Annotated in this window: 12 protein-coding genes; 2 read left to right on the top strand and 10 right to left on the bottom strand. The window is 62.8% G+C overall.

Translation table 11 applies throughout. The annotated features are described in order from the left end of the window. Positions 1 to 8: 8 nt before the first annotated feature. Positions 9 to 1,697, top strand: coding sequence for a GGDEF domain-containing protein (locus tag KZO25_RS19325; protein WP_223138165.1), 1,689 nt, complete (start codon positions 9 to 11; stop codon positions 1,695 to 1,697). Between the two features lie 5 nt (positions 1,698 to 1,702). Here the strand turns inward: KZO25_RS19325 and KZO25_RS19320 are convergent, their stop codons facing one another. From KZO25_RS19320 to KZO25_RS19285, 8 genes are all read right to left on the bottom strand, one after another. Further along, a complete protein-coding gene (locus KZO25_RS19320; protein ID WP_223138164.1) occupies positions 1,703 to 2,371 on the bottom strand; it encodes a L,D-transpeptidase in 669 nt (222 codons plus the stop codon). Positions 2,372 to 2,562: 191 nt separating this feature from the next. Next, positions 2,563 to 3,429, bottom strand: a complete 867-nt coding sequence (gene purU, locus KZO25_RS19315; protein ID WP_066452182.1) for a formyltetrahydrofolate deformylase — start codon at positions 3,427 to 3,429, stop codon at positions 2,563 to 2,565. A 46-nt stretch (positions 3,430 to 3,475) separates the two neighbouring features. Next, the gene (locus tag KZO25_RS19310; protein ID WP_223138163.1) at positions 3,476 to 4,126 is read right to left on the bottom strand and encodes a sarcosine oxidase subunit gamma; all 651 of its coding nucleotides are present in this window, start codon (positions 4,124 to 4,126) and stop codon (positions 3,476 to 3,478) included. Further along, positions 4,119 to 7,193, bottom strand: a complete 3,075-nt coding sequence (locus tag KZO25_RS19305) for a sarcosine oxidase subunit alpha family protein (RefSeq protein ID WP_223138162.1) — start codon at positions 7,191 to 7,193, stop codon at positions 4,119 to 4,121. Before KZO25_RS19305 ends, KZO25_RS19310 begins: the two co-directional genes overlap by 8 nt. Next, positions 7,190 to 7,582 (bottom strand): sarcosine oxidase subunit delta, encoded by a 393-nt coding sequence (locus KZO25_RS19300; RefSeq protein ID WP_223138161.1) that lies wholly within the window; start codon positions 7,580 to 7,582, stop codon positions 7,190 to 7,192. Before KZO25_RS19300 ends, KZO25_RS19305 begins: the two co-directional genes overlap by 4 nt. Before the next feature lie 13 nt (positions 7,583 to 7,595). Continuing rightward, entirely contained in the window at positions 7,596 to 8,846 is a 1,251-nt protein-coding gene (locus KZO25_RS19295) for a sarcosine oxidase subunit beta family protein (protein ID WP_223138160.1), read from the bottom strand. 48 nt (positions 8,847 to 8,894) lie between these two features. Beyond that, positions 8,895 to 10,196: a serine hydroxymethyltransferase gene (gene glyA / locus KZO25_RS19290; RefSeq protein ID WP_223138159.1), complete on the bottom strand. Its 1,302-nt coding sequence runs from the start codon at positions 10,194 to 10,196 to the stop codon at positions 8,895 to 8,897. A gap of 284 nt (positions 10,197 to 10,480) precedes the next feature. Continuing rightward, complete coding sequence (locus KZO25_RS19285) at positions 10,481 to 11,575, bottom strand: GlxA family transcriptional regulator (protein ID WP_262489141.1); 1,095 nt, start codon at positions 11,573 to 11,575, stop codon at positions 10,481 to 10,483. A gap of 219 nt (positions 11,576 to 11,794) precedes the next feature. Between KZO25_RS19285 and KZO25_RS19280 the strand changes: the two genes are divergently transcribed. Next, positions 11,795 to 12,658, top strand: a complete 864-nt coding sequence (locus KZO25_RS19280; protein ID WP_223138158.1) for a LysR family transcriptional regulator — start codon at positions 11,795 to 11,797, stop codon at positions 12,656 to 12,658. A gap of 40 nt (positions 12,659 to 12,698) precedes the next feature. Here the strand turns inward: KZO25_RS19280 and KZO25_RS19275 are convergent, their stop codons facing one another. Together KZO25_RS19275 and KZO25_RS19270 are read right to left on the bottom strand one after the other, a co-directional pair. Continuing rightward, positions 12,699 to 13,457 carry a creatininase gene (locus tag KZO25_RS19275; RefSeq protein ID WP_066444366.1) on the bottom strand — a complete coding sequence of 253 codons (759 nt, stop codon included), beginning with the start codon at positions 13,455 to 13,457 and terminating at the stop codon, positions 12,699 to 12,701. Then, positions 13,457 to 15,052, bottom strand: coding sequence for a BCCT family transporter (locus tag KZO25_RS19270; RefSeq protein ID WP_223138157.1), 1,596 nt, complete (start codon positions 15,050 to 15,052; stop codon positions 13,457 to 13,459). The genes KZO25_RS19275 and KZO25_RS19270 overlap by 1 nt, the downstream gene beginning before the upstream one ends. Positions 15,053 to 15,112 lie beyond the last annotated feature (60 nt).

Below are 15,112 nucleotides of genomic sequence, written 5' to 3'. Positions count from 1 at the left end.
GGGCAACTATGCCCAACCGTTCCGGCAGATGCCTCCTGACTGTGTGTATCACGCTACTGCTGGCACTGGGCCTGCTCGCCTCACCGCGGCCACTGCTTGCCAACGAAGCGCCTCTGACACCGGTCAGCCTGCAGCTGCTTTGGTATCACCAGTTCCAGTATGCCGGCTACTACGCGGCCAAGGCGCAGGGGTACTTCCAGGAAGCCGGCCTGGACGTCGAAATTCGCGATGGTGGGTACCATGCCGCTGGCCGGGCGGCGGATCCTGTGCGGGAGGTGGTCACCGGACGGGCTGACTTCGGCGTGTCCCGCTCGGACCTGCTCCTGCATCGTGCCCGCGGTGAGCCGGTCATGGTGGTGGCCAATATCATGCAGCGCTCGCCGCTGGTGTTCCTGACCCTGGAGCGCTTCGGTTTTTCTCGACTTGAGGAGGTCGGTGATCGTCCGATCAGCGTCACGCTGCCGGGAGTGGATGAGCGAATCAGTGCCGAAACGCTGGCTACCTTTCTCGCCGCCGGGGTCAATCTCGAATCGCTGAACAACGCCGCACCGAGCTGGAACCTGCAGGACCTTTACGCGGGCCGGACACAGCTGGTGCCGGCCTACTCGACCGATGGCCTCTATGCCGTCAGACGGCATGGCGAGGTGCCGGTGATCATCCGGCCTGCCGACTACGGGATCGATTTCTATGGGGACCTGCTGTTCACGCGCCAGGCCCTGGTGGAACAGCACCCAGAACGCGTCGCGGCCTTCCGCAAGGCCACCATCAGAGGCTGGGTGTATGCCTTTGAAAATGTCGAGGAGACCGTCGACCTGATCCTGGAGGCCTACCCCAGGCGCCATGGTGATATCGATCGCGACCTGCTGCTGCATGAGGCCGAACAGGTTCGCGAGCTGATGCAACCGAGTCTCATCGAGATCGGTTACAGCAACCCACAGCGCTGGCAGAGTATCGGTGACCAGTACCTGGCCATGGGCATGATCGACGGCTATGAGCTGGAGGGCTTCCTGTTCCAGCCTGCTCCTCCGACCCTCACCACCCTGCTGCTCACCCTCTGGCGCTGGTTACTGCCCTTCATGAGCGTAGTTGTCGTGGCGGCAGGCCTTGCCGGGTATCTGTTGTTCACCAACCGACGCCTCAAGGAGGAGATCCAGCGGCGTCGCGAGGCCGAGGCGGCCCTGCAGCAATTGGCCGACCGGGATGGGCTGACCGGGGCGGGGAATCGACGACTCTTCGAGCAGCAGCTCCAGCAGGAGTTTCAGCGCTCACGGCGCTCGCGCCATGCGCTGTCCATCATCCTGATGGATGTGGATAACTTCAAGCGGATCAACGATGAATACGGTCACCTGGTCGGCGACCAGGTGCTCAAGGAGATCGTCCAGGTGACCCGCAGCATGCTTCGCATCCAGGACCATCTTGCCCGCTATGGCGGTGAGGAGTTCGTGGTGGTGCTGCCCGAAACAAGTCCGGAGGAGGCCTGCCTGGTGGCAAAACGCATCCTGGAGATCAACCGTGCGCATCCCGTGCAGACAGAGGCCGGCGTGATCCGCTACACGCTGAGCCTGGGGCTCAGCGAGCTCCGCGACAGTGACCGTGACCCGTGGCAGATCATCCAGCGTGCCGACACCAGCCTCTATGAAGCCAAGCATCAGGGCCGTGACCGCCTTTGCATCGATGCTGCGCCAACCCTCCCTTAATCGGATTAACCCCGGATCACGACCCGGGTACCGATGTTGAGCCAGGGATCCAGCGCGCGGATCTGATAGTTATCGACGGCGACACACCCTTCCGTCCAGTCGAAGCTTCGATGCACATCGGGATCGCCTCTGCCCAACCCATGCAGGCCGATCAGCCCCCCGAGGGCCGTGGTATGCGGTGCCCTGCCATGGCGCGCCCGGTAGGAGGCGATATAGTGGTACTCCTCGGGAGTGATCTTGCCGACCCTAAGCGCTTCGGAGGCCACCTGGGCATTGGGGTAATCGATACCGAAGAAGAGACCGAAGCGCGAGGCTCGATTAATCCGATCCACACGGAACTCGCCCAGCGGCGTCATGGAGCTACCCTTCGCTCGCAGCGGAGCCGCCCCTCCCGCCCCATAGGCCAGGTGCTCGATCCGCTTCATCACGTTTTCACCGCGATAGACCATGACCAGGCGGCTCTTCAGGTCCACGCTGACCCAGATCTCATCCGGCGTCAGGCCGGCCGGCATCGCCATGGCATCGAGCGCGTGAAGGAACCCGGCCTGGGAAAAGGCCGGCTCGATGCGATCGTCGAGTGTCGTGGAAAAATCGAAATTGGCCTGTGCCGCACCACTGCTCATCATGACCAGCGACGCAGCGAAAGCGGTCAACCAGTGTGTTGTCCTGTTCATGCTCCCCCTGCCCAGAGCGGTATCGTTTTTTTGATTACCGGCAGAGATTTTACCCATCTTTAATGTGTAACGTCTCGAACTTATTTCAAGTCTTTTCGCGCTTCTAATAATTAAAATATCCTGGCTAACAAGGAGCCACCGTGACGTTGTGCAACCCACAGGGCTCCCACCAAGTTCCAAGCCTCGGACGGCTACCGGTCGAAGACCACGGTACGGCTGGCGTGCAGGAATACGCGACGCTCCACGTGCAGGGCCACCGCACGAGCCAGGGTCAGACACTCGATATCACGCCCCTTGGCGACAAGGTCTTCCGGGTAATCGGCGTGTCCGACCGGCTCCACCCCCTGGGTGATGATCGGCCCCTCGTCCAGGTCGTCGTTGATGTAGTGGGCAGTGGCGCCAACCAGCTTTACTCCCTTCTCATACGCCTGGTGGTAGGGCTTGGCACCCTTGAAGCCGGGCAGCAGGGAGTGGTGGATGTTGATCGCCCGGCCCGAGAGCCTGGTACACATCTCGCTGGAGAGCACCTGCATGTAGCGGGCCAGGATCACCAGTTCCGCACCGCTCGCCTCGATCTCCTCCCGAACCTGCGCCTCCTGTTCGGGCTTGGTTTCCGGCGTGATCGGGAAGTGGCGGTAGGGTATCCCGTGCCACTCCGCCAGAGACGCCAGGTCGGGGTGGTTCGAGACTATGGAGCGAATATCGATCGGCAACTGACCGGTGCGATAGCGATAGAGCAGGTCGTTGAGGCAATGATCGGCCTTGGAGACCATGATTACCACCGGCATTCGCGTGCCCGGTGCGGTCAGCTCGAAAGTCATTTCGAACTCGGCGGCACGTTCGGCAAAACCAGCCTGGAACGCCTCTGCACCAAACCCCTCCGCCTCCGGTCTGAACTCCGTGCGGATAAAGAAGTGGCCGCTCAGGTGATCGTCGAAGGATTGCTGCTCGGTGATGTAGCAGCGCTGCTCCTTGAGAAACCTTGTCACCACGTCCACCGTACCAAGCCGACTCGGGCACTGGGCGGTCAGGATCCAGCGGTTGTTCTTGTCTTGCATTTTCCGTTTCTCCGAATGGGGCCGGTGACGCACCGGCCCCAGCATCTCAAGCCTCGACGCCGATAGCGTACTCCTCGCCAGCATCCAGCAGCCAGCGATAGCAGTAGTCGGCGAAGCTGCGGCGCAATACCAGCTCCCAGCGATCCTCCGTCGGTCGGCGCAGGATCAGGCTGCTCTTGGCGAACACCGTGGTAACGCCCTTGCCCACCGGGAAGGCGTCGGGGTGGACGTCGTAGGGCGTCGACTTCATCAGCAGCTCGAGAGCTTTCTCGCCCGTCAGTTCGAGCAGCGTCTGGCCGCCGCTGACGTTGACGATGGCGTAGTGGGCGTCGCCCAGGGCCTCGCGCAGCTTGCCCTCCAGGGCGAACTCCTCGCCGCCGGGCACGATCAAGAGCCACTCGTCCGGCGAGAGCCACTGGACCGAACGCTCTCCGCTCTCGTCATGGCTCAAGGTGTTGGGTCGCCCCGGCAGGCCGAAGCCGAGTACCTGGCGCACCGCCTCGTCCAGCACGATGGCACCGCCACGCAGGATCAAATGGCCCAGCATGGCCCGCTCATGCAGCACTGCACGGCTTTTGTCACTGGCCTTCGGGCGGCCACTATTGTGACAGGACCAAGCCAACGGAGACTCCGCCGGGACCTCGGTCGAAGGCCGCGCGTCGTAGAGGTTGAACCAGTTTGCGGTTTGTTCAGACATGCTGGCGCTCTCCCTTGGGGTCATAGAAGATGGGGCCGACGATTTCCGCGGCGTGGGTCTTGCCATCGGCCATGGGCAGGTAGACGGTTTCGCCCATTCGTTGATGACCACCCTTGACCACCGCCAGGGCGAAGCCGCTCTTCAGGGTCGGGCTGTAGTAGCTCGAGGTCACGTGGCCTACCATGGGCATGGGGATGGCATGATCCGGGTCGAAGACGATCTGCGCGCCCTCTTCCAGCACCACCTTCGGATCCTTCGGCTTCAGACCCACCAGCTGCTTGCGGTCGGTGCGGCGGGTATCGGAGCGCGACAGGGCCCGCTTGCCCACCCAGGAGAAAGGCTTGTCGTAGCCGACGGCCCACTGCATGCCCAGGTCCTCCGGGGTCACCGAACCATCGCTGTCCTGGCCGGCGATGATAAAGCCTTTCTCCGCCCGCAGGACGTGCATGGTCTCGGTACCGTAGGGCGTCAGGCCGTACTTCTCGCCGTGCTGGAAGAGGGTCTGCCAGACGTGCAAAGCGTAGTTGGCCTGGACGTTGATCTCGTAGGCGAGCTCCCCGGTGAAGGAGATGCGGAAGACCCGCGCCGGCACCTCGGCCACCTTGCCTTCACGCCAGTCCATGAACTTGAACCGCTCGCGGTCGAGATCGATGTCGGTGATCTCGGCCAGCAGGTGGCGCGCCTCCGGCCCGGTGATGGTCATGGTCGCCCAGTGGTCGGTCACCGAAGTGAAGGTGACGTTCAGCTCCGGCCACTCGGTCTGGTGCCACAGCTCCAGCCACTCCATGACCCCGGCGGCACCGCCGGTGGTGGTAGTCATCAGGAAGTGATTCTCGCCCAGGCAACTGGTGGTGCCATCGTCCATCAGCATGCCGTCGTCCCGGCACATCAGGCCGTAGCGGGCACGTCCGACCTCAAGCTTGGCCCACTTGTTGGTGTAGATGCGGTTGAGGAACTCGCGGGCGTCCGGCCCCTGGATATCGATCTTGCCCAGGGTCGAGGCGTCGAGTATGCCGACCTTCTCACGCACCGCCAGGCACTCGCGGGCCACCGCTTCCGCCATGCTCTCGCGTTCGCCGTTGGCGGCGTCAGGGCGTACTTGCGGAAAGTACCAGGGACGCTTCCACTGGCCGACGTCCTCGAACTCAGCGCCATTTTCCACATGCCACTGGTGCATGGCGGTATAGCGCTCGGGATCGAACAGCTCACGGCAATGGCGCCCGGCGATGGCACCAAAGGTCACCGGCGTATAGTTGGGCCGGAAGACCGTGGTGCCGACCTCGGGGATCGTCTTGTTCAGGCAACGCGCCGCGATGGCCATGCCGTTGATGTTGCCAAGCTTACCCTGATCGGTGCCGAAGCCCATGGCGGTGTAGCGCTTGACGTGCTCGATGGACTCGAAGCCCTCGCGGGTGGCAATCTCGATGGCCCCCGCGGTGACATCGTTCTGCAGGTCGACGAACTGCTTGGGCGCACGCAGGGTCGGCTTCTCATGGGGTACCTGGTAGAGCGCACAGGCAGCGCCTTCGCGGATGACATCGACCTGGGGCAACTCGATATTGCCGGCCGAGTGGCCAAGCGTCTCGAGGGCCTGCGTAGCCATGGCGACGCCGTCGGCCAGCCCTCCCGCCAGGTTGTGGATCCCGCGGGCGCTGCCGGCGGCATGTACGCCCTTCACCAGGCCGGGCACGAAGCCCAGTACGTCGTCACTCCAGGACGGCCGCGCGCCGGTGTGGGAAGCCAGGTGGATCACCGGGCTGTAGCCGCCGGAGCTGGCGATGGTGTCGCAGGCCAGGGTCTCGGCCTGGCCGGTGACCTTGAAGGCCTCGGCGTCGATGGCGGCAACACGCGCGCCGCTGACCCGGGTGCTACCCTTGGCCTCCAGTACCGCCGAGCCCGTGATGACGCGAATACCACGAGCGCGGGCCTGTTCCACCAGTTCGCCGTCCGGCGCCGGGCGCGCATCGACGATGGCCACCACCTCACGGCCTGCCCCTTTTCCAAAGTCATGCCAGTCCAGGGCGGCGCGGTAGGCGTGGTCGTTAGTGGTGGAGAGCACCAGCTTGGTACCCGGCACCACGCCATAGCGCCGAATGTAGGTAGAGACGGCACCGGCAACCAGGTTGCCCGGCACGTCATTGTTGGCGTAAACCAGCGGGCGCTCGTGGGCGCCGGTGGCCAGCAGCACCTGGCCGGCGCGCACGCGATGCATCCGCGAGCGCGAGGAGCGGACGCCGTCGACAACCGGCGCGGTCTCGCCGAGATGCTCGGTGCGCCGCTCATGCAGCGTCACAAAATGGTGATCGTGGTAGCCATTGGCGGTGGTACGTGGCAAGAGGGTGACGTTAGCCCGCCCGGCAAGCTCGGCCAGCACTTGCTCCGCCCACTGAGCGGCGGGCTGGCTATCCAGCAGCTCACGGCTTTCGAGCAGCGAGCCGCCCATCTCCTCCTGCTCGTCGCAGAGGATCACCCGGGCGCCGCTGCGGGCTGCGGTCAGTGCCGCGGCCAGGCCGGCAGGGCCGGCGCCAACCACCAACAGGTCGCAGTGCTGGTTCAGATGATCGTAGACATCGGGGTCCGGCACCATGGGGCTCCGGCCCAGGCCCGCGCCCTTGCGGATGTATTTTTCATAGGTCATCCACATGGAAGCCGGGGCCATGAAGGTCTTGTAGTAGAAGCCCGGCGGCATGAAGCTCCCGCCCAGCTTGCCCACCAGACCCATGACATCGCGCTGGACGTTGGGCCAGCCGTTGGTGCTCTGTGCCGTAAGCCCATCGAACAACGCCTGCTGGGTGGCCCGCACATTGGGCACCTGGGCTGCCTCGGTGCTGCCCAGCTGGATCAGGGCATTGGGCTCCTCGGGGCCGGCGGCAACGATGCCGCGGGGGCGCGAATACTTGAAGCTGCGGTTGACGATATCCACGCCGTTGGCCAGCAGTGCCGAGGCCAGGGTGTCACCGGCATGGCCCTGGTAGCGCTTGCCGTTGAAGGTAAAGCTCAACGTGCGGGCTCGATCGATACGCCCGCCTTCACGAAGACGGTTCGGCTGTTTCAAGGACTTGCTCATGCCTTCTCTCCCTTGGCCGATGCCACTGCGGCGTTACTGGCGCCCACGGTCTGTAGGCCGCCATCGGCGACCTGGACGTTGCCCTGCATTTCCCGGCTAGCCAGACTTTCGGCAGTGATCGTCGGCTGTTCACCCATCTTGTAGGTCTCGAGGATCTCGTAGGTCACGGTGTTGCGCGTAATGTTGAAGAACTTGCGGCAGCCGACGGCGTGGACCCAAAGCTCATGATGGATACCGCGGGGATTGTCGCGGAAGAACAGGTAGTCGCCCCATACCTCGTCGCTGCAGGTGTCCGGGTCTGCGGGACGGGCAATGTGCGCCTGGCCCTTGGGGTGAAACTCCTCTTCCTCACGGAGTTCCTCGCAGTAGGGGCAATAGATATGAAACATGTTACTTGCTCCTCTAGTGGGCTACGCCAGCGGCGCCATGCTCGTCGACGAGGGCTCCGGTATGGAAACGGTCGATAGAGAAAGGAGCGGCAAGCGGATGCGTCTGCCCCTTGGCGAGGGTCCAGGCAAAGACATGCCCCGAGCCCGGGGTGGCCTTGAAGCCGCCGGTGCCCCAGCCGCAGTTGAAGAACAGGCCCTTGACCGGCGTCTTCGACAGGATCGGGCAGGCGTCCGGACAGGTGTCGACGATCCCGCCCCACTGACGGTTCATCCGCACTCGCGAGAACATCGGGAACATTTGGACGATGGCCTGCAGAGTGTGTTCCACCGTGGGGAAGCTGCCGCGCTGTCCATAGCCGTTATAGCCGTCGATGCCGGCACCGATCACCAGGTCGCCCTTGTCGGTCTGGCTGATATAGCCATGCACATGATTGGACATCACTACCGTATCCAGCACCGGCTTGAGCGGCTCGGAGACCAGCGCTTGCAGCGGATGGGACTCCAGCGGCAGGCGGAAGCCGGCCATCTTGGCCAGCACGCCGGAATTTCCCGCCGCCACGCACCCGACGGTATTGGCCTCGATATCACCACGATTGGTATGAACGCCAAAGACGCGACCGTCGCGGATCTTGAAGCCCGTGACCTCGGTGTTTTGCAGCAGGTCCACGCCGAGCGCATCGGCGGCGCGGGCATAGCCCCAGGCCACGGCATCGTGGCGCGCCACGCCGGCCCGCGGCTGCCAGGAGGCACCGAGGATCGGATAGCGGGCATTCTTCGAGCAGTCCATGATCGGCACGATCTTCTGGATCTGCTCGGGGTTGAGCACCTCGCCGTCGATGCCATTGAGGCGGTTGGCATTGACCCGGCGCTGGATGTCACGCATGTCCTGCAGGGTATGGCCCAGGTTCATGACGCCGCGCTGGGAGAACATCACGTTGTAGTTGATGTCCTGGGAGAGCCCCTCCCACAGCTTCATCGCATGCTCGTAGAGCGCTGCCGACTCATCCCAAAGGTAGTTGGAGCGTACAATGGTGGTGTTGCGTGCGGTGTTGCCGCCACCCAGCCAGCCCTTCTCGACCACGGCAACGTTGGTGATACCGTGCTCCTTGGCCAGGTAGTAGGCTGTGGCCAGACCGTGGCCGCCGCCGCCAATGATGATCACGTCATACTGCTTCTTCGGCGTGGGATTGCGCCACTGGCGCTCCCAGTTCTCGTGATGGCTGAGGGCGTGCTTCGCCAGCCCGAATCCTGAATAGCGTTGCATGTTCTCTCTCCTCGGCCGACCCCGCGGGCGGGGCCAGCCCATACGGGTTCAGGCAGTGGCGGCTTCGTCGGCCGTTGCCGGGGCAACAGCACCGTAGACCGGATGCCGTTCGCAGAGCTCGGCGACCTTTTCGCGCACCTCGGCTTCCACGGCATCGGTATTGCCGCGTTCGGCCAGCACGTCGAGGATGTCGCAGATCCAGCCGGCCAGCTCGACGCTATCGCTCTCACCGAAACCGCGCGTGGTGATTGCCGGGGTGCCGATACGCAAACCCGACGTGACGAAGGGGCTCTCGGGATCGTTGGGCACGGCGTTCTTGTTGACGGTGATATGGGCACGGCCCAGCGCCGCGTCGGCATCCTTGCCGGTGACGCCCTGCTTGATCAGCGAGACCAGGAACAGATGGTCATCGGTGCCGCCGGAGACCACGTCATAGCCCCGGTCGACGAAGACTCCAGCCATGGCCCGGGCGTTGTCGATCACCCGCTGCTGGTAGCGTACGAAGTCCTGGTTCATGGCCTCCTTGAATGCCACCGCCTTGGCCGCGATCACGTGCATCAACGGGCCGCCCTGCTGGCCCGGGAAGACCGCGCCGTTGAGCTTCTTGTAGAGGTCCGCATCGCCATGGGCGGAGAGGATCAGGCCACCGCGCGGGCCGCGCAGGGTCTTGTGGGTGGTGGTGGTCACCACGTGGGCATGGGGCAGCGGGCTCGGATAGAGGCCGGCCGCCACGAGGCCTGCCACGTGGGCCATGTCCACCAGCAGCCAGGCGCCTACTTCGTCGGCGATGGCGCGGAAGCGGCGCCAATCGACTACCCGGGAGTAGGCCGAGAAGCCGGCAATGATCATCTTCGGCTTGTGGCTGCGAGCCAGGCGTTCGACCTCCTCGTAGTCGATCTCGCCGGTCTCCGGGTTCAGGCCGTACTGCACGGCGTGGTAGTGCTTGCCGGAGAAGTTGGGTGCCGCCCCGTGGGTCAGGTGGCCGCCGTGGGCCAGGCTCATGCCAAGTACCGTATCACCCGGCTTCACCAGGGCCATGAACGCCGCGGCATTGGCCTGGGCGCCGGAGTGGGGCTGGACGTTGGCATAGTCGGCACCGAAGAGGTCGCAGGCGCGCTCGATGGCAAGCTTCTCGACCACATCGACGTGCTCGCAGCCGCCGTAGTAACGCTTGCCAGGATAGCCCTCGGCGTATTTGTTGGTCAGCTGAGTGCCCTGGGCCTCCATTACCGCGCGGCTGGCGTAGTTCTCGGAAGCGATCAGCTCGACGTGGGCTTCCTGCCGGGCCACCTCGTCGGCGATTGCAGCGGCAATCTGGGAATCGAATGTGGTGAGGCCAACCTGGTTCATGACTGACTCCTGTTGTTATCGGTACTGAGCAGGGTGTGTCTTCGAATCTATCGGCAACCTGCCTGCATGAAAAATTTGAAATCCTTATGCGCAGATAATCAGCGCGAAGGTATTCAGCTCATGCAGCGATTAAAGGCCTGGGGGAGGGAGAAAGATTGAATAAATGCGACAGACTCCCTGAACGCGCGAGCCGATTCAGAACGCGGCCATGACCGGACCGGGGCCCGGGAAGCTGCATTGGCTTGAAGCCGAAGGAACAGGGCGAGGGGAAGGGGGAAGGCGGCTCAGAGCGCCGGGCGGCCCTCGACATGCAGGAAGAAGGGGTCGACCTTGTCACCGCCGGGCTCGCTGGCACGCTTGCGCATCTGTGATGGTGTCATGCCGAAGGCGCTACGAAAGTGGCGGGAAAAGTGCGGCGTATCGGCGAAACCGCAGCGCTCGCCGATCTCGGTGATGCTCTTGCCGGTGTAGTGCAGCAGCCAGAGCCCGTAGCGCAGCCGCAGGTCTCGGGCAAACTTCTGGGGGCCGACGCCCAGCACCTCGCGGAAGCGACGTTCCAGATTGCGACGCGACGTCCCTACGCGCTCGGCAAGCACCTCCATCGAGATCGCTTCACCCAGGTGCTGCTCGAGAAGGGCGATGGAGCGACGCACCAGGCGATCCTCGACCTTGCCGAAGACCACCGGCTGCGGTTGCGCATGGACCCCGGTGCGCGCTTCGTCGAGCTGCATGATATGCAGGCTCTTCATGGCCCACGCTTTCCCCAGGTGCCGCTCGACCAGGTAGGCGGCCAGGTCCGCCCCTGCCGCGCCTCCCGCGCAGGTGATGCGGTCGCCATCATCGATGAAGAGCCGATCGGCCACCGGCTCGATGGCGGGAAAGCGCTGGACCATGTCGTGGTGGTGATACCAGCTGACACAGCAGCGCCGATCCTTCATCAGCCCCGCCTGGATAAGGGCGAATACCCCGGTACACAGCCCGACCAGCGGCACTTGGGCAGCCGCCGCCTGGCGCAGGTAGGCCAGCGCCGTGGTATCGACCCGGTCCTGCTGGTCCTGGACACCGCCGATCACCACGATGTAGTCGAATTCAGCGGGATCCCGGTACGTCAGGCAGGGTGAGACCGCAGCACCGCAGCTGGAAACGGCCTCCTGACCAGTGCTGGTCATGAAGGTCCAGTGACAGCGCAGCTGGCGGCTGCGATCACCCTCGTCGGCCGCCAGTCGCAGGCAGTCGACAAAGGCCGCAAAGGGGAACAGGGTAAAGCGGTGCAGCAGGACGAAACCGACAGAGAGCGACGCACCTGCTGCCATATCGATCAACGAGGCGCTCTTAGGGGCTCGGTCTGCAGCACGGGTAGTGCCTTTGATATCGTTCATGGCTCGACTCTAACGCATTCGCCAGGGCAGGCAACCAATATGCGCACCAGGGGAGTCCCCTCCCTGCCTGCATGCTGTCGCAACCCTCTCCAACACCTGGGCACGCCCCATGACGCCGCTGGCGTGGCTCCGTGCGATATACTCGAGACGATGCACTCGGAATTAGTGTTGCTTTCCAGCTCGATGGCCCGGCGCGTCAGACATGACAAAGGTAAGCCTATGACGAATATACCGACCGACCTGCTGAGGACCTTCGTCACGATAAAGGATCTGGGAGGCTTCACCAGCGCCGGCGAGCTACTCGGCCGCTCCCAGCCGGCGATCAGCCTCCAGATAAAGAAGCTGGAAGAGATACTCAATACCAAGATTTTCCTGCGGGGCTCCAGCCTCGAGCTGACCGAGGATGGGGAATATCTCTATGAGGCTGCGCGGCGGATTCTGGAGGTCAATGATCAGATCATTGCCAAGGTCAGGGGAGACAATGTTTCCGGCAAGGTCAGGCTCGGCATTCCCAATGACTTCGAGTTGGCCTTCCTGCCCAAGGCGTTGCGAAACCTGTCCCGGGTCTATCCCAACATCATCGTGGAAGTGGACTGTGAAATCAGCAAGGTGATCCTTCAGCGCTATCAAAAGGGGCACTATGACATCGCCCTGGCCATGGAGCGCGCCAAGGAGAACGAGGACAGGGACGCCCGGGACTACCGGCTGGAGAATCTGGAATGGGTCTACAAGGACAGCCGCCTCATCAATGGCTATGAGGAGCCCATCCCGCTAATTGCCTACCCCCAGGGGTGTGTCTACCGCGCCATCATGGAGGAGGCCCTGCAGGGCCAGCAACACCCCTTCCGGTTCATGTACACGAGCACCAGCCTGCTGGGCATCTTCTCGGCGGTCGAGGAGGGCCTAGGGATCACGGCCATGGCCAAATCGGTCATACCCGACAACCTGAAGCATGCCAGCAGTGCCAGGGACCTGCCGGAACTCGAGAGCGTCTGCATCGGCCTGTACTACAAGGAGCGCGAGCTCAATGTCGCATCCCGCCACGTGCTCGATTTCCTGCGCTCGGGACTGGCCAATATATGAGCGGCGCACTGCCAGCGCATGGGCTGGCAGTGCCTGTGGCTTAACCGAAGGTTCGAGAAATCTTCTCTATGCACTCATCGAGTATCCATCCGCCTTTCTCGGCCGTTGCTTTCGCCGGTGATGACAGGGTTCCCGAACTCGGCACCCAACTGGGGTCGGGCGGGAAGACGTCATAGGGTGGGAACTCGGCCGGTGCAATATCCACGGCCTTCGACATGTCCACCAGGTCGGGATGGATCTTGAGCATGATCGAGGTCTCGAGCACGCCCCCGTGTTCGACCGCCCAGCCCGAGAACCCGTCCGGAAAGACTTTCTCGATGGTGGCCTCGTTGATGAAGTCCCAGTAGGAGAGCAGCACGACCTTGATCTCGATGCCGGCGAGTCTGGCATGTTTCACGGCACGGTCGGCGGCCTCCACCAGGAACATCGAATTCTCGTAGTGGCCGTTGAGGACGATGAACTCACGGTTCCCGTGCGCCATGAACGCGAGGATCACGTCATAGGCGTACTCCTCCAGGGCGCGGCCACTCACGCAGGTGGTGCCTGGAAAGAAGTTTCCTCCACCCGACTTGACCTGGGACTTGTAGCCATAGGCGATGGGCGGGGCAACCAGCATGTTGCCACTTCGTTCGGCCACCCGGCAGGCAATATGCTCCGGGATCAGCACATCAGGGTTCAACGACATATGGGGCCCATGCTGCTCGATGGCACCAACGGGCAGCAGGATCTTGCAGGTACCCTGCCCCACCGTGTCGCGATAGGTTACCCAGTCCATTTCCGCTATCTTGACGCTATTCATCAGATCTTTGCCTCCGCAGCGGACGTTAGCGCATGCTGCTCGAGAAAGTAGCTGTCTTGCTGAACGGCTCGCAGGATCGAGTAGGCCATCAGCACCATGATGATCGAGAAGGGAAGCGCCGAGAGGATGGCTGCCGTCTGCAGGGTCGACAATGCCCAGGTGCCCCCCACCAGAAGCAGTACGGCGGCTATGGCTCCTTCCGTGACGCCCCAGAAGATGCGGTGCCGTGCCAGCGGATGCGGGGCACCTTCGCTGAGTATGGTGGTGATGACCAGGGTGCCCGAGTCGGATGAGGTTATGAAATAGGTTGCCACCAGTACCGTGCCGAAGAACCCGGCCAAGACCCCGAGAATGCCCAAGTCCATCGCCGAGAAAGTGGCATAGAGCGCAAGGGAGACATCATTGGCGACCGCATCGGAAATTCCCCCGCTGCCGAAGAGCTCTTGATAGATGGCCGTGCCTCCATAGGCAGACAGCCAGACAAACGAGAGTAGTGACGAGACACCTACCACGCCAAAGATGAACTCTCGGATGGTCCTTCCCTTGGAGACACGCGCCACGAAGACCCCGACGAACGGTGCCCAGGACATCCACCACCCCCAATAGAAGACGGTCCACCAGCCTTGCCAGGAGTCCTGCCAGGAGTCGCCCCCATTGGCAGCCGTAGCGTTGCTGCCGGTATAGAAGCTCAGGGGTATCACCGTTCTCAGGTAGTCACCCATGGAGTCCAGGAAGCCGCCGATGATGTAGCGGGTCGGGCCAAAGATGAAGAAGAAGGCCAGCAGCAGGAAGGTCAGCCACATGTTAGCCTGGGAGAGATACTTGATACCCCGCTTCAGGCCCGTCAGTACCGAAATCAGTGCCAGCACGGTGATGCCGGCAATCAGCGTAACCTGTACCAGGCTACTGACAGGCACACCCCACAGATAGTTAAGCCCAGCATTGATCTGCTGTACGCCAAGCCCCAGAGAGGTAGCAATGCCGAACAGGGTGGCAAAGACAGCAATGATATCGATGAGGTTACCAATCCAGCCATTGACTCGCTCTCCAAGGATGGGATAGAGCGTGTAGCGAATGCTGAGCGGTTTTCCGTAGCGATAGGCCATCAGCGCCAGGCTGAGAGCAACGATACAGTAGATGGCCCAGGCATTTAGCCCCCAGTGGAAGTAGGCAAGGCGCATCGCCACATCGGCTGCCTCGCCGTTGCCCACCGCCGACGAGAAGGGGGTCCCGTGGGAGAGGTGCATGATCGGCTCGGCAATGGACCAGAAGATGATGCCGATGCCCTGCCCGGCCGCGTAGAGCATGGCAAACCAGGTGAAGTAGCCGAACTCCGGCTTGTCATCGTCAGCGCCCAGCTTGAGTCGTCCATACTTGCTGAACGCCAGGGCAACAAGAAAAATGAGAAAGCTCGCTGCAAGCCCGACATACCACCAGTTGAAGTAGAAGGTCACATAGGTTCTTCCCCGGTCGATCAGCTCGGTGGTCGTTTGAGGGAAGAGGATGGCGAGAGCGATGAAGGCCGCTATGAGGGCGACAGACACCAGAGAGACCAGCGGATTCACCCCTTTGAAGGGGCCCGAGTGCAGGACCATATCCAGACTCCTATATTTTCTTTTATTCTTATACGCAGAAAGGGGGCCAGAGGCCCCCTC

Source organism: Halomonas sp. ANAO-440 (genome assembly GCF_019915905.1).
Taxonomy (GTDB): Bacteria; Pseudomonadota; Gammaproteobacteria; order Pseudomonadales; family Halomonadaceae; genus Halomonas; species Halomonas chromatireducens.
Note: the sequence above shows the minus strand (reverse complement) of the source record. Positions and strands in the feature narration are given on the sequence as shown.